This window comes from Acinetobacter sp. S-1 (assembly GCF_059579785.1).
On the sequence record NZ_CM184207.1, the window covers coordinates 525994 to 548482 of the forward strand.

General features: G+C 39.5%; 19 protein-coding genes, 2 tRNA genes, 3 rRNA genes and 1 pseudogene. 12 read left to right on the top strand and 13 right to left on the bottom strand.

Features of this window, described 5'->3' with window-relative positions:
* Positions 1-106 precede the first annotated feature (106 nt).
* A complete protein-coding gene (locus AC52J8_RS02620) occupies positions 107-916 on the top strand; it encodes a lysophospholipid acyltransferase family protein (protein WP_086400390.1) in 810 nt (269 codons plus the stop codon).
* Here AC52J8_RS02620 and AC52J8_RS02625 read toward each other — a convergent pair whose 3' ends face one another.
* Positions 917-2542, bottom strand: coding sequence for a phospholipase D family protein (locus AC52J8_RS02625; protein WP_002117884.1), 1626 nt, complete (start codon positions 2540-2542; stop codon positions 917-919).
* A 106-nt stretch (positions 2543-2648) separates the two neighbouring features.
* Here AC52J8_RS02625 and AC52J8_RS02630 point away from each other — a divergent pair, with 106 nt between their 5' ends.
* Positions 2649-3659 (top strand): metallophosphoesterase, encoded by a 1011-nt coding sequence (locus AC52J8_RS02630; RefSeq protein ID WP_005804928.1) that lies wholly within the window; start codon positions 2649-2651, stop codon positions 3657-3659.
* A 50-nt stretch (positions 3660-3709) separates the two neighbouring features.
* Here the strand turns inward: AC52J8_RS02630 and yfiB are convergent, their stop codons facing one another.
* The 3 genes from yfiB to yfiR are packed head-to-tail and all read right to left on the bottom strand — an operon-like array spanning position 3710 to position 5936.
* Positions 3710-4189 (bottom strand): outer membrane lipoprotein YfiB, encoded by a 480-nt coding sequence (gene yfiB / locus AC52J8_RS02635; protein WP_002117846.1) that lies wholly within the window; start codon positions 4187-4189, stop codon positions 3710-3712.
* 14 nt (positions 4190-4203) lie between these two features.
* A complete protein-coding gene (dgcN, locus tag AC52J8_RS02640; protein WP_005065229.1) occupies positions 4204-5427 on the bottom strand; it encodes a diguanylate cyclase DgcN/YfiN in 1224 nt (407 codons plus the stop codon).
* 5 nt (positions 5428-5432) lie between these two features.
* Complete coding sequence (yfiR, locus tag AC52J8_RS02645; protein ID WP_002117836.1) at positions 5433-5936, bottom strand: regulatory sequestration protein YfiR; 504 nt, start codon at positions 5934-5936, stop codon at positions 5433-5435.
* A gap of 540 nt (positions 5937-6476) precedes the next feature.
* Here yfiR and AC52J8_RS02650 point away from each other — a divergent pair.
* The 6 genes and pseudogenes from AC52J8_RS02650 to AC52J8_RS02675 all read left to right on the top strand — a co-directional run.
* Positions 6477-8014: ribosomal RNA gene (locus AC52J8_RS02650) — 16S ribosomal RNA — on the top strand.
* Positions 8015-8073: 59 nt separating this feature from the next.
* Positions 8074-8150: transfer RNA gene (locus tag AC52J8_RS02655), tRNA-Ile, on the top strand.
* Between the two features lie 55 nt (positions 8151-8205).
* Positions 8206-8281: transfer RNA gene (locus AC52J8_RS02660), tRNA-Ala, on the top strand.
* A 352-nt stretch (positions 8282-8633) separates the two neighbouring features.
* Positions 8634-11524: ribosomal RNA gene (locus AC52J8_RS02665) — 23S ribosomal RNA — on the top strand.
* A gap of 186 nt (positions 11525-11710) precedes the next feature.
* Positions 11711-11825: ribosomal RNA gene (gene rrf, locus AC52J8_RS02670) — 5S ribosomal RNA — on the top strand.
* The 16S, 23S and 5S rRNA genes sit together here with 2 tRNA genes alongside, the layout of an rRNA operon.
* 200 nt (positions 11826-12025) lie before the next feature.
* Positions 12026-12301: pseudogene (locus AC52J8_RS02675) on the top strand (NMCC_0638 family (lipo)protein); the annotation flags it as partial.
* Positions 12302-12362: 61 nt separating this feature from the next.
* On the opposite strand, the gene AC52J8_RS02680 reads toward AC52J8_RS02675, so the two are convergent.
* From AC52J8_RS02680 to AC52J8_RS02690, 3 genes are all read right to left on the bottom strand, one after another.
* On the bottom strand, positions 12363-13736 hold the full coding sequence (locus AC52J8_RS02680; protein WP_086399622.1) for a dihydrolipoyl dehydrogenase: 1374 nt from the start codon (positions 13734-13736) through the stop codon (positions 12363-12365).
* Between the two features lie 82 nt (positions 13737-13818).
* A complete protein-coding gene (locus tag AC52J8_RS02685; protein WP_086399623.1) occupies positions 13819-15015 on the bottom strand; it encodes a hypothetical protein in 1197 nt (398 codons plus the stop codon).
* A 365-nt stretch (positions 15016-15380) separates the two neighbouring features.
* The gene (locus AC52J8_RS02690; protein ID WP_002116083.1) at positions 15381-15716 is read right to left on the bottom strand and encodes a protein tyrosine phosphatase family protein; all 336 of its coding nucleotides are present in this window, start codon (positions 15714-15716) and stop codon (positions 15381-15383) included.
* Positions 15717-15908: 192 nt separating this feature from the next.
* On the opposite strand from AC52J8_RS02690, the gene AC52J8_RS02695 reads away from it, so the two are divergent.
* The 3 genes from AC52J8_RS02695 to AC52J8_RS02705 are packed head-to-tail and all read left to right on the top strand — an operon-like array spanning position 15909 to position 17661.
* Positions 15909-16805 (top strand): alpha/beta hydrolase, encoded by an 897-nt coding sequence (locus AC52J8_RS02695; protein ID WP_005064153.1) that lies wholly within the window; start codon positions 15909-15911, stop codon positions 16803-16805.
* Positions 16806-17243 carry a thioredoxin TrxC gene (gene trxC / locus AC52J8_RS02700; protein ID WP_003655112.1) on the top strand — a complete coding sequence of 146 codons (438 nt, stop codon included), beginning with the start codon at positions 16806-16808 and terminating at the stop codon, positions 17241-17243.
* Position 17244: 1 nt separating this feature from the next.
* Positions 17245-17661, top strand: a complete 417-nt coding sequence (locus AC52J8_RS02705; RefSeq protein ID WP_002116010.1) for an acyl-CoA thioesterase — start codon at positions 17245-17247, stop codon at positions 17659-17661.
* Between the two features lie 70 nt (positions 17662-17731).
* Here AC52J8_RS02705 and AC52J8_RS02710 read toward each other — a convergent pair whose 3' ends face one another.
* The 3 genes from AC52J8_RS02710 to AC52J8_RS02720 all read right to left on the bottom strand — a co-directional run bounded on the left by AC52J8_RS02710 (position 17732) and on the right by AC52J8_RS02720 (position 19332).
* Entirely contained in the window at positions 17732-18238 is a 507-nt protein-coding gene (locus AC52J8_RS02710) for a nuclear transport factor 2 family protein (RefSeq protein WP_032056729.1), read from the bottom strand.
* Between the two features lie 76 nt (positions 18239-18314).
* Positions 18315-18809 carry a DUF4442 domain-containing protein gene (locus AC52J8_RS02715; protein ID WP_005804736.1) on the bottom strand — a complete coding sequence of 165 codons (495 nt, stop codon included), beginning with the start codon at positions 18807-18809 and terminating at the stop codon, positions 18315-18317.
* 34 nt (positions 18810-18843) lie between these two features.
* Positions 18844-19332, bottom strand: a complete 489-nt coding sequence (locus AC52J8_RS02720; protein WP_032055429.1) for a YajQ family cyclic di-GMP-binding protein — start codon at positions 19330-19332, stop codon at positions 18844-18846.
* Positions 19333-19423: 91 nt separating this feature from the next.
* Here AC52J8_RS02720 and AC52J8_RS02725 point away from each other — a divergent pair, with 91 nt between their 5' ends.
* Positions 19424-19738, top strand: coding sequence for a rhodanese-like domain-containing protein (locus AC52J8_RS02725; RefSeq protein ID WP_002116171.1), 315 nt, complete (start codon positions 19424-19426; stop codon positions 19736-19738).
* 36 nt (positions 19739-19774) lie between these two features.
* Here AC52J8_RS02725 and mnmC read toward each other — a convergent pair whose 3' ends face one another.
* From mnmC to AC52J8_RS02740, 3 genes are read right to left on the bottom strand one after another with little or no spacing between them, the layout of a single operon-like run.
* Complete coding sequence (mnmC, locus tag AC52J8_RS02730; RefSeq protein WP_086399624.1) at positions 19775-21649, bottom strand: bifunctional tRNA (5-methylaminomethyl-2-thiouridine)(34)-methyltransferase MnmC2/FAD-dependent 5-carboxymethylaminomethyl-2-thiouridine(34) oxidoreductase MnmC1; 1875 nt, start codon at positions 21647-21649, stop codon at positions 19775-19777.
* 23 nt (positions 21650-21672) lie between these two features.
* Positions 21673-22155, bottom strand: a complete 483-nt coding sequence (locus tag AC52J8_RS02735) for an SH3 domain-containing protein (protein WP_032056727.1) — start codon at positions 22153-22155, stop codon at positions 21673-21675.
* 4 nt (positions 22156-22159) lie between these two features.
* Positions 22160-22462, bottom strand: a complete 303-nt coding sequence (locus AC52J8_RS02740) for a YciI family protein (RefSeq protein WP_032005578.1) — start codon at positions 22460-22462, stop codon at positions 22160-22162.
* Between the last annotated feature and the right edge of the window lie 27 nt (positions 22463-22489).

Consider the following 22489-nt stretch of genomic DNA (forward strand, 5'->3'; position numbering starts at 1 on the left):
TAGATTTATTTTATTTGCCGTTCTCTAACGTCAATGCAAGTTTATTACGAAACGTATAGAATGACTTGAGATGGGTATAACAATGATTAATCGTTAGTGAAATTTTATGGCTCAAACGCAAAGTATAGTTAATTCAACGTTAAAGAAATTATCAAAAATAGGTTTATACGGAAAAAAGGTCACTTCTGCCACGGCCGCAATTAGTGAAGGTTTTTATCTAGTTTATCGACATGGGCTTTATAAAGATCCTAATAATCCTGTTAATACACGTTATGTCCAATACTTTTGCCGCCGTTTATGTCAGGTTTTCAATTTAGATATAGAAGTGCATGGCACAATTCCTAGAGAACCAGCTTTATGGGTAAGTAATCATATTTCTTGGCTAGATGTTGCAGTTCTAGGTTCTGGTGCACGAGTTTTCTTTCTGGCTAAAGCTGAAATTGAAAATTGGCCTATTCTTGGAAATTTAGCCAAAAGTGGTGGAACGTTATTTATTAAGCGTGGATCTGGCGATTCCGTCAGAATTCGTGAGCAAATTGCTGAATTTTTAAAACAGAATATTCCAGTATTATTTTTCCCTGAAGCCACAACTACAGATGGGCATTCTGTTAAAAAAGTACATGGACGATTACTAGGAGCAGCGATTGAAGCACAGCGTCCAGTACAGGTTTGTTTGATTTGTTATGTAAATCGCGAGGGACAATTAGATACAGTTGCGCCATTCATTGGTGACATGACATTTGCCGAACATATTCAACGCGTACTTGAAATGCCTAAAGTAACAGCTCATCTGTTAACTTTGCCTCCTATTTCAGTGGAAGGGCATGACGTCAAAAGTTTAACGCGCGAAGTTCAAGAAAAAATGGTGGAAGGTTTGGCCCAACTACATCAGAAAGTACTTAAGCCAAGAAACTAATTACATAAATCCTTCAAGTGGCAGCCATGAAAGAAATTTCATGCCTGCTTTTTGCCACCATTTCATCTCAGGTTCCTGTCTATAAATTACAGGACCATTTGGAGTTTCTTGCTGCCAGTAAATATGATTGTTAGTGTCGAGCTTTAATTTATAAGCATACTTATTTAAATTTTCATCCATTGTATGGTGAATCGTCTTAGCCAGTGATGGGCTATCTAAAATCACACCAATTTCAGTATTTAAGTAAGCTGAGCGCGGATCAAAGTTAAATGAACCAATAAAAACCTGCTCATCTAATGCCATAAGTTTAGTATGCAAACTTGATCGGCTTAAACCTTTCATATTTACTTTAGCTTTAGTGGCAAGCTCATCTGTATTTTTATTTAAATCTCTTTTATCTGGTGTTGGTAAAAATTCATAAAGTTGTACGCCGTTTTTAAGCAGTTCTTTACGGTATTTTCCATAAAAGGCATGTACAACAGCAACGTCATTCGCTTTGAAAGAGTTCGTTAAAACTCGAACCTCAACACCTTCTTTGGCAAGCGTGCTTAAAATCTTGGCACCTTGTTTTTCAGGAATAAAATAAGCAGAGATTAAGTCAACGTTACTTTCTGGTTTTTCCAAATGATTAATTAGTTGGAAATTGAGGTGTTCTTCTTTCTTAGCTTTCGATTTGATCTTATCAGGTGAGTCTTTTACGACTTCTGCTTTGACCCAATCGAATTGAATATTGTGATTTAGCCATTGATCAAATGCATGAGATTTTGCGGTTAAGTTTAAAAAGTTTTGAACGGTAGCTTGTTGATAGTGTGCTTCAAGTTGTTCTTTTAAGCCTTCATAGCGTAAACGGTGCTGCTCAGGACTTACGATACTTTGAACCGAATATGCATATTCATGATTCCAGTAATCATCAAACGAATTTACGATATCATCAACAGCAGCGCCTACCAACATTACATCGACATCAGAAAACTGATAGCTATCGCTTACATTGTAATATTGATTGGTCATGTTGCGCCCGCCAATAAGGGCAACCTCATTGTCGGCAATAAAGCTTTTATTGTGCATACGACGATTAATACGTTTTAAATCCAGCACCATATCCATCGCACGGTATTTGCGGAAACGGTAGGGATTAAAAAGCTTAACTTCAATATTTTTATGCTGAGAAAGGGCCAGTAAAATCCCTTCCATTTTTTTTGCATTATTGTCATCAATAAGAAGTCGGACTTTTACACCTCGATCAGCTGCACGAATAATCGCGTGTAAGGCTAAAGCACCAACTTTGTCGTTGTCCCAAATGTAATATTGTAAATCTAAAGTCTTTTCGGCTTTATCAATTAATCTAAGTCGAGCCGCGAGAGCCTCCAGAGGATCATTTAGAACATGGAAACCCGTTAACTTTGGATTTTGCTGGCGTAAAGGTGTAATAATTTTGGCAAGTGAAGTCTCAGAGGTATCAATATCTTTTGCATATTGTACTGGCTCAACACCATGTTTTGGCAGAGTACTACATCCTGTCAAACCCACAGCAAAACTTGAACATAGGACTATAGAGGCTTTTATCAAAAAGCCTTTAGCTTGTTGATTCGTTTGAAGCTGTTTGGAAGGAAAGGATTGTGCCATAATCAGTACATACGATAAGGTGAGCTAGAGTATAATTCGTGCATATTGAAAGATAAATATTGAATTTGATTACTAGCAATCAATATAAGATAAGTCGAGAGTCGTAATGTGGAATCCAAATTCAATCATTTTTTGTTTTTACTTTATTTTTTCAATACTTGCTCTATGGGGAATTTCTGAGGCTTGGATTCATCAATCACGAACCGAGACGATTCATCCATTTAAAGCTTTTGTACATCTACTCGCATTTTATCTCTCTTATCTACTTATTCCTCTCTGGTTTTTTAATTTATATGCTGCTTGGATTGGTTACTACTCAATTCATCAAGGTATTTTCATCTTTTTCTTAAGTGGCGTGTTAATTTACGCCCGATTTATCGAACCTCATTTAGTGCGTGTCGATACTCATCAATATCGCTTAAACCCAGATCGTAGTTTTGATAAGCCAGTAAAAGTAGCCTTAATTGCAGATTTACATATTGGTTTATTTTCAGGGCATGAACGTCAGCTCAAAACCATAGTTAGAAAATTAAATGAACAGCAACCTGATTTAGTGGTAGTCGCTGGTGATTGGACATATGAGCCGGAAGACAGATTGATTGAAGAGTTAAGAGTTTTAAAAGAAATTCAGGCACCTGTATATTCGGTTCCTGGAAATCATGATGAGCAATATCCTGGCCCACCAATTCAGCAACTATTAAAAGATGCCCTATTTTATAATGAAGTTGTTGATATCGAAGGTAAGATTGTTGATTTTGAAGAATTTCGTTTGATTGGTATTGGTGACCTCTGGGCAGGCAAAACCGATATGCGTTCTATGCCAGATTTACCGCAAGACAAGCCTTGGTTAATTTTATCTCATAACCCCGATACGGTAGATATGGTACCTAAATTACCGAATCGACCATTAATGTTATCTGGGCATACACATGGAGGGCAGGTTGAGCTTCCATGGTTGACTAACTATATTATGAAAAAAGTATCAATTTTAGGTCATAAGCGCGGTTTCTACTCTCATGAGCATGCGGATGTCTTTGTTACCGTTGGCACAGGAATGGTTGGAATTCCTTTGCGTTTCAGAGTGCCACCAACCATTGATATTATTGAGCTAGTTTAAAGTAAAAAAGCCAATCACAGAGGATTGGCTTTTTTATGAATTAAATTTACTTATGGAATAACGACAATCGCAACACGTCGGTTAATCGCACGGTTTTCATTGGTTGTATTTGGCACATAAGGTTGTGTTGAACCACGACCAATTACGTAGATGTTTTCTTTTTTAAATCCACGTGTTAAGAAAAGGTTTGCCACACTTTGAGCACGCTCTTCAGATAACTTTTGGTTATATGTAGCATCACCAACATCATCAGTATGACCAACAATTTTCAATTTATTCAGGTCATATTTATTCAGTTGATTTGCCAGACGTACTAACTCAGCTTCATGACTTTGTTTTAACTGCGCATTATTAAAGTCAAATAATAAGCGTTCTGGTAAACCTAAAGTCCAGCCTTCATCAGTAAGAACGAAACCTTCTTTTTTGAGCAATTTTACTTGACGATATTTTAATGGACCAAAACTCAGGCACCCTGCAAGAGTAATGCATAGCAATGCAATAAAAGAGAGTTTTAAAGATCTTGTATTCATAGATTAGCCTAAATTTAATTTTCAGGTTTATAGATAAACCAGTGTTCATCCGAATTTTTAGCCTTATACATTGCTTGATCTGCTTGCATAATGAAATCTTCGGGGCTAGATGCAAATTGTGATAAAGCAATACCTACACTGAAACTGAAGTAAATGGTTTGACCATTTAGATGCAAAGGTTCTTTACAACTTTCGAGTAAATTTTCAGCAATAGATATTAAATGATCAGCATGACTAATGGAATGCAAAATGACAGCAAATTCATCACCGCCTAACCGTGCAATAAAATCTTGATGACGCAAACGAGTTTGCAGGCGATTCGCCATTTCTTTTAAAACTTCATCACCAGCTAAATGGCCAAATTGGTCATTAATTGCTTTGAAGTTATTGTTATCTATAAATAATAATGCAGACTTATTATCAAACCCTTTATCTTCAAACATGTCTAAAAGGATTTGGTAAAAATAATGTCTATTAGGTAATAAGGTGAGCTGGTCGTGATGAGCCTGAAAGGATAATTTACGATTTTCCTTTTGCAGCTGATTATCCCATATTTGAATTTCTTCAAGTAACTCATTAAAAACGGTATTTAAATCTTGAAATTCTTTAATTCGGTTGTAAGGGAAGCGAAGATTATAAGCTTTTTGTTCACTTACAATTTGAGCAATATTAGTAAGTGGGTAAATAGCCTGCATAATTTGACGATAAGTTAGATTTACTGACCACCATAAAGCGCAAACAATAAACAACATTGCAATCGCAAGCCCTACCATAATCATTTTTAGGAACTGCAATATTTTTTCAGAGCTACCAAAAAGTGTAAGTTCACCTACATTTTGCTCGTGATGATAAATTGTAAGATGAACAGGCTCATTTAAAAACCAGTGATCAAACCAGCCTTCTAAAATTGAAGTTTGACTTGATAATTTAAAACTTTGGGCGATCAGATGATGTTCTGAATCATAAATATGAATAGTACGAATTGAATGATCATTCGTGTACTCATTCAAAATCTGCTCTATTGTAATTTTATCATTAAACACGACTGCGGGCTGAATACGCTCTAATAGAGTATGACTAAGCAATTGCAAATTCTGTTTGGCATAAGTTTCCATAGTAAAAACGGAAATTGAGACAAACGTAAAAGAGCAAATAAAAAAAGTAATAGCAAAAATAGTAAATTGAGACTTTCTAAATAATGCGTGTAGTGAAGTGGACTGATACAACTTTGATATCATGATCCTTACTCCGCATTCTTAGCCAAGAGTAATACTCTCGGATCAATATGGACTTTGGAGTGACTTAAAGCATCTAAGTTAACTTTAAAGGTAGTGTAATTATTCTGAGTATATAAACAAAAGATACTTCCTATCTCGCACTCTGAATTATTAATACTTAAAGAAAGTAAAGAATGATAAGGATAGTTTTGAATAAGGTTTTGTTGTTGCTGTGGAGAGGTACTAGAAAAATAGACAGCCTGACAATGTGACCGAGCAAAATCTTTCGCATTTACAGTTTGAACACGATAATTATAAGACATTTGCTGGATATAAGATTGAAAAGTAGATGTAATAGAAGGGTTATCAATTACACAAAGAGTAGGAGTATTTACATTCTCCCACTTACTGTAGCTTAGAATAGATAAAGTAAGTACATAGAAATTATGTTTTGAATTGGCATAACAAGGCCCACTCGTAGCAAGTACTACAAGTATGCAAACAAATACTTTTTTAGCGAACTGCCACATGGTGAGTTAATGCCAAACTATTGCACGAATAATCTATTCTACATGAAGTTGATAACGTAAAAAAAGTTTAATATCTCATCTAAAAGTGACCAAAAAGCTTAAAAAGTATCCAGTTGATAATATTGATTTAAAAAAAGGGTTGCAAAGGGGATGAGATGGTCTATAATGCACATCCATCGGCGGTGATGCAGATAGAAACTTGTTGAAAAACAGTTACTTGTGATTAAGTTGATTGCTTTAAGTAATGAATTTGATGGTAAGTTGGTTTGAGAATAAGTTTTAAAAATATCGAAATTACCTGTTGACTTTTAAGAGATTAAGAGTAATATAGCCGACCTAGCTTGCTGGTGACGAACCAGGAAGAAGATCATTAAGAGAATTGAAGAACAACTTGTGTGGATTTTTACTGATTGATTAATCGAAATAATTTTCATTGATTGATTGGTTTAAATTACTCGAAGTTTATTTGAGCGAAATTTAAGTCAGTAATTGATGAGCCAGAATTGGTACCTTGTCTTTAAATAAGGTACAAAATGATTTTAACTGAAGAGTTTGATCATGGCTCAGATTGAACGCTGGCGGCAGGCTTAACACATGCAAGTCGAGCGGAGAGAGGTAGCTTGCTACTGATCTTAGCGGCGGACGGGTGAGTAATGCTTAGGAATCTGCCTATTAGTGGGGGACAACATTTCGAAAGGAATGCTAATACCGCATACGTCCTACGGGAGAAAGCAGGGGATCTTCGGACCTTGCGCTAATAGATGAGCCTAAGTCGGATTAGCTAGTTGGTGGGGTAAAGGCCTACCAAGGCGACGATCTGTAGCGGGTCTGAGAGGATGATCCGCCACACTGGGACTGAGACACGGCCCAGACTCCTACGGGAGGCAGCAGTGGGGAATATTGGACAATGGGCGCAAGCCTGATCCAGCCATGCCGCGTGTGTGAAGAAGGCCTTATGGTTGTAAAGCACTTTAAGCGAGGAGGAGGCTACTTTAGTTAATACCTAGAGATAGTGGACGTTACTCGCAGAATAAGCACCGGCTAACTCTGTGCCAGCAGCCGCGGTAATACAGAGGGTGCAAGCGTTAATCGGATTTACTGGGCGTAAAGCGCGCGTAGGCGGCTAATTAAGTCAAATGTGAAATCCCCGAGCTTAACTTGGGAATTGCATTCGATACTGGTTAGCTAGAGTGTGGGAGAGGATGGTAGAATTCCAGGTGTAGCGGTGAAATGCGTAGAGATCTGGAGGAATACCGATGGCGAAGGCAGCCATCTGGCCTAACACTGACGCTGAGGTGCGAAAGCATGGGGAGCAAACAGGATTAGATACCCTGGTAGTCCATGCCGTAAACGATGTCTACTAGCCGTTGGGGCCTTTGAGGCTTTAGTGGCGCAGCTAACGCGATAAGTAGACCGCCTGGGGAGTACGGTCGCAAGACTAAAACTCAAATGAATTGACGGGGGCCCGCACAAGCGGTGGAGCATGTGGTTTAATTCGATGCAACGCGAAGAACCTTACCTGGCCTTGACATAGTAAGAACTTTCCAGAGATGGATTGGTGCCTTCGGGAACTTACATACAGGTGCTGCATGGCTGTCGTCAGCTCGTGTCGTGAGATGTTGGGTTAAGTCCCGCAACGAGCGCAACCCTTTTCCTTATTTGCCAGCGAGTAATGTCGGGAACTTTAAGGATACTGCCAGTGACAAACTGGAGGAAGGCGGGGACGACGTCAAGTCATCATGGCCCTTACGGCCAGGGCTACACACGTGCTACAATGGTCGGTACAAAGGGTTGCTACCTAGCGATAGGATGCTAATCTCAAAAAGCCGATCGTAGTCCGGATTGGAGTCTGCAACTCGACTCCATGAAGTCGGAATCGCTAGTAATCGCGGATCAGAATGCCGCGGTGAATACGTTCCCGGGCCTTGTACACACCGCCCGTCACACCATGGGAGTTTGTTGCACCAGAAGTAGCTAGCCTAACTGCAAAGAGGGCGGTTACCACGGTGTGGCCGATGACTGGGGTGAAGTCGTAACAAGGTAGCCGTAGGGGAACCTGCGGCTGGATCACCTCCTTAACGAAAGATTGACGATTGGTAAGAATCCACAACAAGTTGTTCTTCATAGATGTATCTGAGGGTCTGTAGCTCAGTTGGTTAGAGCACACGCTTGATAAGCGTGGGGTCACAAGTTCAAGTCTTGTCAGACCCACCATGACTTTGACTGGTTGAAGTTATAGATAAAAGATACATGACTGATGATGTAAGCTGGGGACTTAGCTTAGTTGGTAGAGCGCCTGCTTTGCACGCAGGAGGTCAGGAGTTCGACTCTCCTAGTCTCCACCAGAACTTAAGATAAGTTCGGATTACAGAAATTAGTAAATAGAGATTTCGGTCTTGGTTTATTAACTTCTGTGATTTAAGTATCACGGTATTAAGCATGACCTGACGAAGGCGTGTTTATTCATTAACAGATTGGCAAAATTGAGTCTGAAATAAATTGTTCACTCAAGAGTTTAGATTAAGCAATTAATCTAGATGAATTGAGAACTAGCAAATTAACTGAATCAAGCGTTTTGGTATATGAATTTAGATTGAAGCTGTACAGTGTTTAAGTACACAGACAACAGATAGTAGCGATGAAGAATCGCACGGACAACACTCACTTGTAGGTGTTGACGACTGTTTGGGGTTGTATAGTCAAGTAATTAAGTGCATGTGGTGGATGCCTTGGCAGTCAGAGGCGATGAAAGACGTGATAGCCTGCGAAAAGCTCCGGGGAGGCGGCAAATATCCTTTGATCCGGAGATTTCTGAATGGGGGAACCCACCTACTTTAAGGTAGGTATTGCAACATGAATACATAGTGTTGCAAGGCGAACGAGGGGAAGTGAAACATCTCAGTACCCTTAGGAAAAGAAATCAATTGAGATTCCCTCAGTAGCGGCGAGCGAACGGGGATCAGCCCATTAAGTTATGTGTGTTTTAGTGGAACGCTCTGGGAAGTGCGAACGTAGAGGGTGATATTCCCGTACACGAAAGGGCACACATAATGATGACGAGTAGGGCGAGGCACGTGAAACCTTGTCTGAATATGGGGGGACCATCCTCCAAGGCTAAATACTCCTGACTGACCGATAGTGAACCAGTACCGTGAGGGAAAGGCGAAAAGAACCCCTGTGAGGGGAGTGAAATAGATCCTGAAACCGCATGCATACAAGCAGTGGGAGCACCTTCGTGGTGTGACTGCGTACCTTTTGTATAATGGGTCAGCGACTTATATTCAGTAGCGAGGTTAACCGTATAGGGGAGCCGTAGAGAAATCGAGTCTTAATAGGGCGTTTAGTTGCTGGGTATAGACCCGAAACCAGGCGATCTATCCATGAGCAGGTTGAAGGTTGGGTAACACTAACTGGAGGACCGAACCCACTGTCGTTGAAAAGCCAGGGGATGACTTGTGGATAGGGGTGAAAGGCTAATCAAGCCTGGTGATAGCTGGTTCTCCCCGAAAGCTATTTAGGTAGCGCCTCGGACGAATACCATAGGGGGTAGAGCACTGTTTCGGCTAGGGGGTCATCCCGACTTACCAAACCGATGCAAACTCCGAATACCTATGAGTACTATCCGGGAGACAGACTGCGGGTGCTAACGTCCGTAGTCAAGAGGAAAACAATCCAGACCGCCAGCTAAGGCCCCAAAATCATAGTTAAGTGGGAAACGATGTGGGAAGGCATAGACAGCTAGGAGGTTGGCTTAGAAGCAGCCACCCTTTAAAGAAAGCGTAATAGCTCACTAGTCGAGTCGGCCTGCGCGGAAGATGTAACGGGGCTAAAACTATGTGCCGAAGCTGCGGATTTGACATTAGTCAAGTGGTAGGGGAGCGTTCTGTAAGCCGATGAAGGTGTATTGAGAAGTATGCTGGAGGTATCAGAAGTGCGAATGCTGACGTGAGTAACGACAAAACGGGTGAAAAACCCGTTCGCCGAAAGACCAAGGGTTCCAGTCCAACGTTAATCGGGGCTGGGTGAGTCGACCCCTAAGGCGAGGCCGAAAGGCGTAGTCGATGGGAAATTGGTTAATATTCCAATACTTCTGTGTAATGCGATGAGAGGACGGAGAAGGTTAAGTCAGCCTGGCGTTGGTTGTCCAGGTGGAAGGATGTAGGTATGTATCTTAGGCAAATCCGGGGTACTCTATACTGAGATCCGATAGCAAGCTGTACTTGTACAGTGAAGTGGCTGATACCATGCTTCCAGGAAAAGTCTCTAAGCTTCAGTTACACAGGAATCGTACCCGAAACCGACACAGGTGGTCAGGTCGAGTAGACCAAGGCGCTTGAGAGAACTCTGCTGAAGGAACTAGGCAAAATGGTACCGTAACTTCGGGAGAAGGTACGCTGTTGTTGGTGATGGAACTTGCTTCCTGAGCTGACGACAGCCGCAGAAACCAGGCCGCTGCAACTGTTTATTAAAAACATAGCACTCTGCAAACACGAAAGTGGACGTATAGGGTGTGATGCCTGCCCGGTGCTGGAAGGTTAATTGATGGGGTTAGCGTAAGCGAAGCTCTTGATCGAAGCCCCAGTAAACGGCGGCCGTAACTATAACGGTCCTAAGGTAGCGAAATTCCTTGTCGGGTAAGTTCCGACCTGCACGAATGGCATAATGATGGCGGCGCTGTCTCCAGCAGAGGCTCAGTGAAATCGAAATCGCTGTGAAGATGCAGTGTACCCGCGGCTAGACGGAAAGACCCCGTGAACCTTTACTGCAGCTTGACACTGAACTTTGACCTTACTTGTGTAGGATAGGTGGGAGGCTTTGAAGTTGGAACGCTAGTTCCAATGGAGCCGTCCTTGAAATACCACCCTGGTAATGTTGAGGTTCTAACTCTGTCCCGTTATCCGGGACGAGGACCGTGTCTGGTGGGTAGTTTGACTGGGGCGGTCTCCTCCTAAAGAGTAACGGAGGAGTACGAAGGTGCGCTCAGCGTGGTCGGAAATCACGCGTAGAGTATAAAGGCAAAAGCGCGCTTAACTGCGAGACCCACAAGTCGAGCAGGTACGAAAGTAGGTCTTAGTGATCCGGTGGTTCTGTATGGAAGGGCCATCGCTCAACGGATAAAAGGTACTCTGGGGATAACAGGCTGATACCGCCCAAGAGTTCATATCGACGGCGGTGTTTGGCACCTCGATGTCGGCTCATCTCATCCTGGGGCTGAAGCAGGTCCCAAGGGTATGGCTGTTCGCCATTTAAAGAGGTACGCGAGCTGGGTTTAGAACGTCGTGAGACAGTTCGGTCCCTATCTACCGTGGGCGCTGGAAATTTGAGAGGATCTGCTCCTAGTACGAGAGGACCAGAGTGGACGAACCTCTGGTGTACCGGTTGTGACGCCAGTCGCATCGCCGGGTAGCTATGTTCGGAAGGGATAACCGCTGAAAGCATCTAAGCGGGAAGCCTACCTCAAGATAAGATTTCCCTAGGAATTTATTCCTCTAAAGAGCCGTTCGAGACTAGGACGTTGATAGGTTGGATGTGGAAGCATAGTGATATGTGAAGCTGACCAATACTAATTGCTCGTGAGGCTTGACTATACAACACCCAAGCAGTTGTATATGAAGCATCAATCGATTCATAAACATGCAAAGCAACTTGATTTAGTTATACTACTAGCTAAAATGAACAACGAAAAATCAGACCAATCAGCCCATCTGTAAAGATTTGGAAAACGCAACGTATCACACAGTGAATAAAACGAAGCAAGTATCCATACCAGTTGTGCTGGCGACCATAGCAAGAGTGAACCACCTGATCCCTTCCCGAACTCAGAAGTGAAACCTCTTAGCGCTGATGGTAGTGTGGGGTTACCCATGTGAGAGTAAGTCATCGCCAGCTCATTATTCCAAACACCCCCGTTCTAATGAATGGGGGTGTTTCTTTATTGTGATAAAAAACCTAAATCCCCGACTAACTTTAGAATGAATTATGATATAAATCACATTATTTAAAATGATAACAAGAGTATTAATCATGAAATTTTCAGAATTTAAAATATTTTCCTTCATATTGTCTACAATACTCAGTTGTAGTTCTATAAAGGAAAATTTGTTATTACTCAACTCGATAAAGGAGTATGTCTATTATTTATAAATAAAGGAAATTCAACTGAAATTCAGAAGAATTTAGAAAGCTGGCTACCTCCAGAATCTACAGGGCTAACTTATAAGAAAGAGGTATTCAAAGATAAGAATTTGACCACAACAAATTATATTATTTCTAAAAATGGGAAGCCTTTAGAGACATGGATATATACTAGTTCATCTGAAAAGAATGCTTCATTAGTTGCGGTTATTTCCCATCAGATGAATTAATTAAAGCAATGTGAAGTAGAGAAGAGCCAATTTTGATTAATAAAAGGCTCTTCTAAATGGATTATTTCAACTGTCTGCGAGCATGTTTTAAAGCAGTGCGAAGACCTTCTTCTAGAGTAGGGTGATAGAATGGCTTCTCTAGAATATCATTTAAAGTCAATTCTTCACCTATTATCCAGCTTAATAAATGAGCCATATGTTCTGTTGCTTCTGTAAATAATTCAGCACCAAGAAGTTTTTGACTTTCTTTCTCAATATAAACCTCAATCGCACCTCTGTTTTTCCCAAGAACTATAGCTCTTCCTTGCCGTTCATAAGAGGCTTCACCTGTAATAAAGTCTATACCATTGTCTTTTAGTTGTTTATAACTTTGCCCGACGGTCGCCATTTCAGGATGACTGAATACAATTCCTAATGGAGTAAGCGTCTTAACTGAATTAACCTGTGGGTAATTCAAACAGTTATAAACAACTTTTTTCCCTTCATGTGCCGCCTCATGTTGCAGTGATGTTGAAGTATAAGCATCACCCACAATAAAAATTGGATATGTATCTAACTGCTTGGTTTTTGCATTTATAGATAATAACTTAATATCTTTAAAAGAATTATCAATATTTTCTAGTTTTAAAGTATCAATTAAACTTGTACGGCCTGTTGCTGCTAAAACATATTCAACTTTGAGAGTTTTCTCTGTTTCATCAAGTTGGTAAGTTAATAAAGCGTTTTCTTCACTGCATTTAACTTCATTTGGTAGAGTTTCGAATAGAATTTTTAACTCTTTGCCTAGCTCTATTTGTGCAAGTTGTTGAAGCCTAGAACTAGTAAGTACTCCAATCCGTTTACTACGAGCAAAGATTGTAGTTTCTACACCTAAACGATGCATTGCTTGAGCAATCTCAAGGGCAATCACCCCACTTCCAATGACAGCGATAGATTTAGGTAGGGTTTTTAACTCAAATATTTGATCTGTTGTTATAAGCCGATTACCAAGTTCTTTCTTCCAGGTTTGATCATAATTAGGAGTTGAACCGACAGCAAGAATAAAACTTTTTGATTGGTACTGTTGCCCATTAACTTCTATAGTTTGTGAATCAATAAAATGTGCTTTACCAGAAATTTTATGTTCTGCAGGCCATTGTTCTACATCTTTTAATGTTGTTTGTGTAAAACGATCACGTAAAGTTTGTACATGCTGCATCACTTGATCTGTATTAATTTTTGCAGACACATCCAAAGCAACTTCTTGAGCATTTTGAATGTCAAACATGCGGTTTGCTGTAGAGATGAGGACTTTACTTGGCATGCAACCTACACGAGCACAAGTGGTATCCCATGGTCCATCATTTATAATTAAAATATTATTGGTATGTTTAACGGCTTCTTTATATGCGCTAATACCAGCAGTACCAGCGCCAATGATAATAATATCGAACATTGTCATTAAGCTATTTTAATAGATATTTAGAATATATAGAAAAACCCTCTTGAACAGAGGGTTTGGTTCTAATTATTTAGCTTTAAAATGTAAATTTTTGCATAAAAGGTGTTTTTAAAGTGGTTGAAATAGTCCCATTTTGATTAATAGACTGACCTTCAATACTTATACCATTAATGACATGCTTAAAGTTTAATGTAGTTCCATTCGGAGACTGTTTAAAAGTGAAAATATTTGGTCCTTCTAAATAAATACTGCCATTAAATTTTTGTGCATTCGTTGTTGGAGATTGATTCTCAACGCGACTTCCTTCAATGCCAGTAATACTTGGTAAACTCAATACTTGACTACCACTGAGTTTCACTTGATATGTCGCATTGTTCGTATTGCCTGGAGTAGAGTTCACAATAAATGAAATTGGCTCTGCAAAAGGAACATTTGGGTTATCATTAATAAGTACGTTGAAACCAGAACCACTCTGAACTACGTAGAGATCACCATCAGTTGATGTATTATCTTTATATACACTCATTGCACCAGTAGTAACTTCTTTTTCAGTCGGTTGAGCTGTATCTGGATCTTGAACAATAGTCGATGTAGTGATTTTATAATCACTTGTTGTTGAATTAATTAATACGAATCTTTTTTGCTTAGTTTGTTCAAGTCCCCATGACTGTTGGAATGGATACGCAAAGGCTCCAGTAATTGTTACATCTTGGAAGTTCTTATCATTATTTTCATTTTGAAAAATATAAATTCTGGTATTTGATTGATAGTCCTCTAAATTCGGAGATGTATTATCATTCGCCAGTTTAATATTTTTTAAATCTTCTGCTGTAATATCAAAGTCCCAGTCACTATATCCAGTGAGTAAACTTTTAATTTCTTCACCTTTGAATACATAGCAGGCGCGGTAGTCTGTAGTACTTTTAATAAAGCATTTATCACGATAGTGGTCGGAGTACTTGGTAAGATCTACTTTGCGAATATCTAAGGTTAACTTGAGTGGACCTTGAGCGAAGGTGTCTAGTGCGTGATCAATGTAACCTTTTGATAACTTTTCATCGTTGAGATCATAGGCGCCAAACAAATATTTTCCTTCTTGCTTTACACTATTTAAAACAGAAGTAGCCAACTCTTGATCTGTTGATGGTGCGGTTGGTGTTGTTGTAGAGCCAGAACTTGAATTTTGGTTATAGTAGCCATCATTGCTACCCCCACCACAAGCTGTCAAAAAAGCAGCCAAAGTAACTCCACATACTCCTTGAGTAAGTTTCATGATTATCCCCATTAAAATGATAAGTTATTTAAAATAATTTTTTAGGTTTATAAAATAACATATATTTCATGAGGTTGCTCATGAAGTTTATAGGCAGGGTAACTGATTAAATGCGTGTACCCATCGTTACCCCGACAGTAGGTTTTACTTGCATTGAGGAGCATGCGCTAATGATTAAACAGCTTAAAAGAACGAAAATAAATTTATTCATAGAAAATTAATAAATGAATCAAAAGATATAAATACTCTAAATTAATATTATTTTTAGTTCTGTTGAGTTCGTGCAGAGATATGCAAAATAATTTATCAAAAAACCCTACTTTAAAGAAGAAAATAGGGTTTTAAAGAGTACCAATTTTTTAAACTTAGTCGTCTAATAAATCCATTTGTTTTGCTAATTGATATAGGTTGTTTGAACGGTTTCCTGTGCGGCAGAACATCAGCACAGGTTTTGGCAATTCATTATAATGATTAGCAAAAGTACGTACATCTAGTTCAGTAATTTGTCCAGCTACAACAGGTTGATAAACATAGTCTAAGCCTACTTGACGTGCTGCTTCTTCAATCTGAGCGCTTGTAGGTTGTTCTGGGCCGCCTTCCATATCTGGTCGGTTATTAATAATAGATTTAAATCCTTTTTCTACAACTTGGCCAACGTGTTCTGGACCAATTTGACCTGCGAAACCAACATTATCTGACATTTCGTCACTCCAAAATTTAACAAAACCTCTTATGCTGTATCATAGCATTAAGCTTAACCTGAGATACAAGACACTAAAACGTTGTTCCTACATAGATAAAACTTATGTCATAGAACAGCTCTAGATTTTTAAAAGGCGATCAGGATGTTTTTTGTAAATTCATTACTTCGACCATAATGCTACGGAGCACATATGCACGCTTATACGGTTGAGCCTTTATATGTTCCATGTGATCAGGAAATGATCGCAGCTGACTTTTATATTCCAAAAACAAATAATAAATCTGCGGTAATTATCATGGCGCATGGTTTTGCTGGATTGCGTCAATTTAAACTTATTCAGTATGCCCAGCGATTTGCTCAAGCAGGTTACGCTGTTATTTTATTTGATTACAGATATTGGGGTGGTAGTACTGGCAAGCCTAGAGAAATGGTCTCAATCAATTCACAATTAGAAGATTGGAAGACAGTGATTCAGTATGCTTCGACTTGTAAACTCGTAGATAACCGAAGGATTGTGCTTTGGGGAACTTCTTTAAGTGGGGGATATGCACTAAGCCTAGCTTCTGAGTTAAAGAATATTCAAGCGGTTTTAGTACAAATTCCTTATGTAGATGGCGCTGAAACTGCCAAACTCTATCCTTTGCAGCGCTATCCGCAAGCATTGAAGCTATCAAGTCAGGATTATATGGGATCAAAGATGGGGCTTAATCCAAAGAGATTACCTGTTGTTGATCAACATAACCTATGTTTTATGCCTACAGCAGATAGTTATTATGGCTATTTATCGATTGTAAATCCTGATTATTATTGGAGTGGGGAAGTCCCAGCTCGTGTCTTTTTTAATCTGATGCGCTACCGTCCAATCCAAGTTGTGCGCCAGATTAATATTCCTGTTTTATTTATTGCTGCTCAAAAAGATTCACTTATTCCTATTGAATCAAGCCGCGAAGCTGCGACAAATATTGCGCCTTTTGTGAGTTATCATGAATGGGATATGAAACATTTTGATATCTATCACGGTTCATGGTTTGAAAAAGCAGTAACAACCCAATTAGAATTTTTACATCAGCATATAGGAGTGATGTAAATGATTATTGTATGTGCATCGTGTGGTGCTAAAAACCGAGTTCCAGAAGAAAAACTTCCGGAGCAACCAAGCTGTGGGCAATGTCATCAGCCCTTACTACCGCTTGCACCAATTGAGCTAAATGAGCAGAATTTTAGTAACTACATCACGAATAGTGATCTACCTATTCTTATAGACTTATGGGCAGAATGGTGTGGACCTTGTAAAATGATGGCTCCACATTTTGCGCAGGTCGCAAAACAGAATCCAGGCGTTATCTTTGCCAAGATTGATACCGAAGAATCTCCTCGCTTGAGCCAAGCTTTTCATGTGAGAAGTATTCCGACACTTGTCTTAATGAATAAAACGACAGAGGTCGCGCGTATTAGCGGCGCATTACGTGCGCCTGAATTGCAACAGTGGCTCGATCAACAACTTCAAACGAATTTCGGGAGCTAAGGTGTCAGAAGCTTATACCAAACCAGAAGGAATTTTATCCTTACAAACGATTGCCATGCCAGCAGATACAAACTGGAGTGGTGATGTATTTGGTGGATGGATTGTGTCACAAATGGACTTGGCTGGAGCAATTCACGCAGAACGTTTCAGTCGTGGTCGCTGTGCTACGATTTCTATTAATCAAATGACCTTTTTGGTTCCGGTAAAAGTTGGCTTTGTCATTAGCTGCTATACCAAGATCTTAAAAGTTGGAAATACTTCTATTCAGATGCAAATTGAAGTTTGGGATAGTCATGATGACTCTCGTGAACCAATACGCATTACTGAAGGAGTCTTTACCTTTGTAGCAGTAGATGTAAAAGGTAATAAGCGTCAAATACCTGAAGAAGCGAAACAGAAGTTTTTGGAAACTCAATAAGAATCAGAAAGCCTGAATATTAGTATTCAGGCTTTAATTTTTATTCAAAAGAAAAACTAGTTTTTAAAAATTAAAACATCGTATTTGTATTTTTGCTTTGCTCAGGAATATTTTGTATCACATCCCAATGCTCTACGATTTTTCCATTTTCAACACGGAATATATCAACAATTGCTCTTCCTCGATCTTTTTCATTTTCAGTCGAATGGACATGTAAAACGACAAGATTACCTTCAGCAATCGCACGTTTAATCTCATTTTTAGCTTGCGGATTCTTTTGGAATTTTTCAGTGAAGAAATTAACGAAAGGTGCTTTCCCATCTGGAACATTAGGATTGTGCTGAATGTATTGTTGACCAATATAGCGGTCTGCATATTCTTTGACTTTATGTTTTAAAAAGACACCTTCATAAAAGTCGGTCACTATTCTTTTGTTTTGAGCACTTACTTTATCAATAGCTTCTGATTTAGCCGAAGTTACTTTACTGGTTTTAATGCTGGGTTCAGTCGCGTGAGCCGTTATTGTTGTAAATATTAAACTGGTAAATAAAGAGGAAAGAATTAATATTTTTTTCATTTTTAACCTCAAGATACAAAATATTAGTTTTATATCTTGAGGTAAATAACCGTCTAAAAATACTTTAGATTAGTTATTATTTCTTACGTTTAGGTAACCATGCCCAGAGCATTTGGCATTGAATTGGTTCATTGCCTGCATCATCAATCACAGTAACAGGAATCACAAGTTCGCCTTTCTCATTATCTGCAATAAACTTTTGTTGTTCAGCAGACAATGTCGCTGTAGCAGTCAAACCGCCTTCAACCACTTTTAAATAATCGACATGTAATGATTTGATTAATAAAATTCGATTATCAGGAATATGTAAACCGGTTAGAAAACCCGTTGCAGTTTCTGCTAAAAGAGCCATAGCCGCAGCATGCACTCCTTTAATATGATTTTGCATATTTTTTTGGTTATCTAAACGGACAGTAACGTGGTTTGAGTCTACTTCTAGATAGCGGATATTTGCTGTACCCACCATTGGTACGATACGGCCAAACGCCTTGCTCCAAAGCGTGCTCCGAATACCTTTAGGGAATTTTGAAGTTGCTTTTACCAGTTTTGATAGACGATTGGATTGAGACATGGGATTACCTTAGCTTTAAATGGCCGACAAGATATTAATCTTTAAAGTTATTAAACTGTAATGGCACACCGAATTGTTGTTCACGTAAAAAAGTCATGACTTGCTGTAAGGTGTCACGCTTTTTATCAGTCACACGAATTTTGTCGCCTTGAATAGAAGATTGCACTTTAACGCCACTTTCTTTAATGGCTTTATTAATTTTTTTTGCAGTATCAGAGTCAAGACCATCTTTAAGTTTAATGACTTGTACAAAGTTCTTACCAGAAGCCGAAGCTTTTTGTGGATCAAGTGCTTGAACATCAATTTTACGTTTATAAAAATGATTTTCTAACATGTTATAAACTTGTTCACACTGGAAATCACTTTCGGTACTGATTTTGATTTCTTTATTTTTTTCATTTAATTCGATAGAAACATCATGACCACGGAAGTCAAAGCGTGTTGCAATCTCTTTTTGTGTGTTTTGTACAGCATGATTAACTTCAAATAACTCTAATTCAGAGACAATATCGAAAGAAGGCATAGTTTAGACCTTTACAAAGTGAAAGAATATTTGAGATGCTAAGAGGGTTTTCTTCATTTGCCAAGTGTTGTTTACATCAAAGGAGTGCACAATGATCCGTAAACAAGAAATTACAACATTTGAATTCCCAGAAAATGCTGTTATCTGGGATGTCCGTGATACTAATGCTTATGCAGAAGGGCATGTTAAAGGTGCGGTGAATCGCCCAATTAATGATTTGAATGCTGATATTTTGAACCAGGTCTCTGCGGGTCAGCCGATTTATATTTTATGTGGTGGTGGTAGCAAAGCTCCTCGTGCAGCTGAGAAACTAGAAGGATTGGATGCCTCGCGTGAATATGTCGTGCTGATGGGCGGGACACGTGCAGCTCGTGATGCTGGCTTGCCTCTAGAGCAGGGCGCATAAAAAAAGCACCTTCGGGTGCTTTTTTATTGAAATGAATTATTGCGGTTTAAAATAAGGCTTTTTAGGTTTCACTTTCTTTTGGAACCGTTGAGGATTCAATTTTTGTAATAAGCGGTCTGGTACTGGACAAGCTTCTCCTAACATTTGAGCAACTAAGATTTCACTGCACAGCGGGGCAAATAAGAAGCCTTTAGAGCCAAGCCCAGCAAAAGTAGCAATTCGGCTATTGTCCTGCATTTTTCCAACCAGAGGAAAATAATCTAAGCTTTGTGCCCGTATAGATGCACGCCCTTGCCATGTCGAAGGTGATGGTAACTTTTCAGCATATTCAGGGAATACACCGTGGATTAATTCAAAGTTATGCACATGGTCTTCGGGAAGTACATCTTGATCTTCACGATTTGGGTAGAAAGACGCACCCAAAATCATCTGTGAGGCATCAAGTTGCATGCAATAGCCGCCATAGCTATAAGCTTCATTTAAAGGCAGGGGAGCAAACGTATTATCAACCCAGCTCACTTGTCCACGTATTGGTTTTAACTGTGGATAGCTGTCGAATAAAGCAGCACTTTCTCGAGCGCAGCACACAACGACATGGTCTGCTTCTGCAATAATTTCATTGTCGGTTTGCAATTGAACTTTATTTTCACAAGAAATCAGTGCTGTGACATGGGCAATTTTGAGATTGATACATGGATGCTGCAAAATTTCATCACGTAATTGATGTGGTGAAACGGAACCAGCCTCAGTTAGTAATATGCTTGAATAATCAGTTTCAAGTGAGCTCGCTGAGTTGGTAACAACTTGAGCTGGATACTGATTTACCAAATCTAGAAGTTCTTCTGCATTTTTCAATGCAATTTGTTGAATTTGAAGTGGACGGAATGCATTAAAATTTTTATAAAAATTTAAAGCATGTTGCCAACTTAAGGTCATGAGATGTTCATGACTTTGTTCAATTGGGCATAGTTTCGGATTAAGTAATGCCAAAGGATTTCCAGAGGCACCCGATAATGCATTGGTTTGCTCGTATAAGGTTACTTGGTGGCCACGTGCTGCAAATGCCCACGCCGTGCTTAAACCTGCTACACCAGCCCCTATAATCGCAATATGCTGTTGCTCTGTAGTCAATGCGTAAGTTTGATCTAATTCTAAGGAATCTTCAACAGATTCAGGCAGATTCCAGACTGCTTTGAGCATTTCTCGTTTATGGCCAAAACCACGTGGACGAGAAATATCAATACCATGTGCTTTTAGCCCACGTTTTAGAATGCCAGCAACACTAAAAGAGGCAAATGTAGTGCCATAACCTGAAAGACCGACAATATTGTTTAAAACATTCTGTTCCCACATGTCTGGGTTGCAAGACGGTGCAAAGCCATCTAAAAACCAGGCATTCACAGCTTTAGTTTTAGCCATGCTTGGGAAAATCTCTTGCGCATCTCCAAGCCATAAATCGATGCTAAAACGTTCTTTAGGGAAAGTTAAACGATGACATCCGGCAATAGGCAGGGGATATTGTTCAATTAACTGCTCTGCAAGCGGTTTAAGCTCATCCCAGACATTTAAAGCGCGAATAAGATCAGCTTTACTTAATGGAAATTTTTCTACGCTAATTGCGTGTAAATGGCTTTGATTATTAGGACGAACTTGCTGCCAAAGTTGCCAGAGTGCAAGAATATTTAAACCTGTACCAAAACCGGTTTCTCCTACACTGAAATATTCAAAATCTTTTAGATTGGCTAATCGTTCTGATAAGTCGTTACCATTTAGAAAAACATGTCGTGTTTCAAGTAGGCCATTATCTTTAGAGAAGTAGACATCACCAAATTGTTTAGAAATGGGAATCTCGATACCATCGATAAATTCCCAGTCCAGCTCTGCTGTTTGGATACGGTTTGATACGTTCATTGAATTTAATAGATCGCTTGGTATTACCACTGGCGTCGACGTTTTGTATGAATATAACTAGCAATAAAGAAACCTAGCAATACACCGCCTGCTAAGGTAACAGCGCCATATAAAAACATTTGCGCACTTCGTTCGCTTTGTAAGACTTGAACCTGAACAGAGAGATTATCATTTTTTAGCTGTAACTCTTGGTTCTGGGCCAATGCTTCAAGGTTGGCATGTTCTAGCTGTTTTAAGCGAGATGCTTGATCTTGAACCAGGGCTTTGATTTTTGCGTCTTGCTGTTGCTTGTTCTTTGCGAGCTGTTCTGCTGTAAGTGGTTGTGTTGCAGTTGGTGCTGTCGTCGCTGCAGTTTTGGCTCCAGTTGAAGATGTTGGAGCTGGTTTAGCGGCTTGAGTTGAAGGCGCACTTGGGGAAGGAGTTGCTGGTGTCGCAGCAGGTTCAACTGCTCCAGCAGTTGAACATATCAAACACAAGCCAAGAAAGCTTTTGATTGCAAGCTGCATGCGATTACCCTTTTGGAAATGCTTTATTAAACGGTTTTACATCAACGTGAGCATAAATGCCTTCTTTAAGAAATGGTTCTTCTTTTAACCATTCATCTAATGCTTCGCGACTGTCGAATTCAACAATCATTGTGCTACCAAAGAAGCCTGCTTGCGGATCATTAGGATCTTTTGGCATAGCACCCGCTGTAACAAGGCGGCCTTCATCATCGAGTTTTTGTAAGCGTTCGATATGCTGAGGGCGTACTGCCAAGCGTTTTTCTAAAGTTCCTTCGTTATCGGTACAGCTTAGAACAAAAAAAGGCATGTAATCGTATCTCTATAATCAATCTGG

Bases quoted from the DNA above. Each gene is read 5' to 3' on its own strand.
- AC52J8_RS02620 (WP_086400390.1), top strand. From the start codon at position 107: ATGGCTCAAACGCAAAGTATAGTTAATTCAACGTTAAAGAAATTATCA.
- AC52J8_RS02625 (WP_002117884.1), bottom strand. From the start codon at position 2,542: ATGGCACAATCCTTTCCTTCCAAACAGCTTCAAACGAATCAACAAGCT.
- AC52J8_RS02630 (WP_005804928.1), top strand. From the start codon at position 2,649: ATGTGGAATCCAAATTCAATCATTTTTTGTTTTTACTTTATTTTTTCA.
- yfiB (WP_002117846.1), bottom strand. From the start codon at position 4,189: ATGAATACAAGATCTTTAAAACTCTCTTTTATTGCATTGCTATGCATT.
- dgcN (WP_005065229.1), bottom strand. From the start codon at position 5,427: ATGATATCAAAGTTGTATCAGTCCACTTCACTACACGCATTATTTAGA.
- yfiR (WP_002117836.1), bottom strand. From the start codon at position 5,936: ATGTGGCAGTTCGCTAAAAAAGTATTTGTTTGCATACTTGTAGTACTT.
- AC52J8_RS02680 (WP_086399622.1), bottom strand. From the start codon at position 13,736: ATGTTCGATATTATTATCATTGGCGCTGGTACTGCTGGTATTAGCGCA.
- AC52J8_RS02685 (WP_086399623.1), bottom strand. From the start codon at position 15,015: ATGAAACTTACTCAAGGAGTATGTGGAGTTACTTTGGCTGCTTTTTTG.
- AC52J8_RS02690 (WP_002116083.1), bottom strand. From the start codon at position 15,716: ATGTCAGATAATGTTGGTTTCGCAGGTCAAATTGGTCCAGAACACGTT.
- AC52J8_RS02695 (WP_005064153.1), top strand. From the start codon at position 15,909: ATGCACGCTTATACGGTTGAGCCTTTATATGTTCCATGTGATCAGGAA.
- trxC (WP_003655112.1), top strand. From the start codon at position 16,806: ATGATTATTGTATGTGCATCGTGTGGTGCTAAAAACCGAGTTCCAGAA.
- AC52J8_RS02710 (WP_032056729.1), bottom strand. From the start codon at position 18,238: ATGAAAAAAATATTAATTCTTTCCTCTTTATTTACCAGTTTAATATTT.
- AC52J8_RS02715 (WP_005804736.1), bottom strand. From the start codon at position 18,809: ATGTCTCAATCCAATCGTCTATCAAAACTGGTAAAAGCAACTTCAAAA.
- AC52J8_RS02720 (WP_032055429.1), bottom strand. From the start codon at position 19,332: ATGCCTTCTTTCGATATTGTCTCTGAATTAGAGTTATTTGAAGTTAAT.
- AC52J8_RS02725 (WP_002116171.1), top strand. From the start codon at position 19,424: ATGATCCGTAAACAAGAAATTACAACATTTGAATTCCCAGAAAATGCT.
- mnmC (WP_086399624.1), bottom strand. From the start codon at position 21,649: ATGAACGTATCAAACCGTATCCAAACAGCAGAGCTGGACTGGGAATTT.
- AC52J8_RS02735 (WP_032056727.1), bottom strand. From the start codon at position 22,155: ATGCAGCTTGCAATCAAAAGCTTTCTTGGCTTGTGTTTGATATGTTCA.
- AC52J8_RS02740 (WP_032005578.1), bottom strand. From the start codon at position 22,462: ATGCCTTTTTTTGTTCTAAGCTGTACCGATAACGAAGGAACTTTAGAA.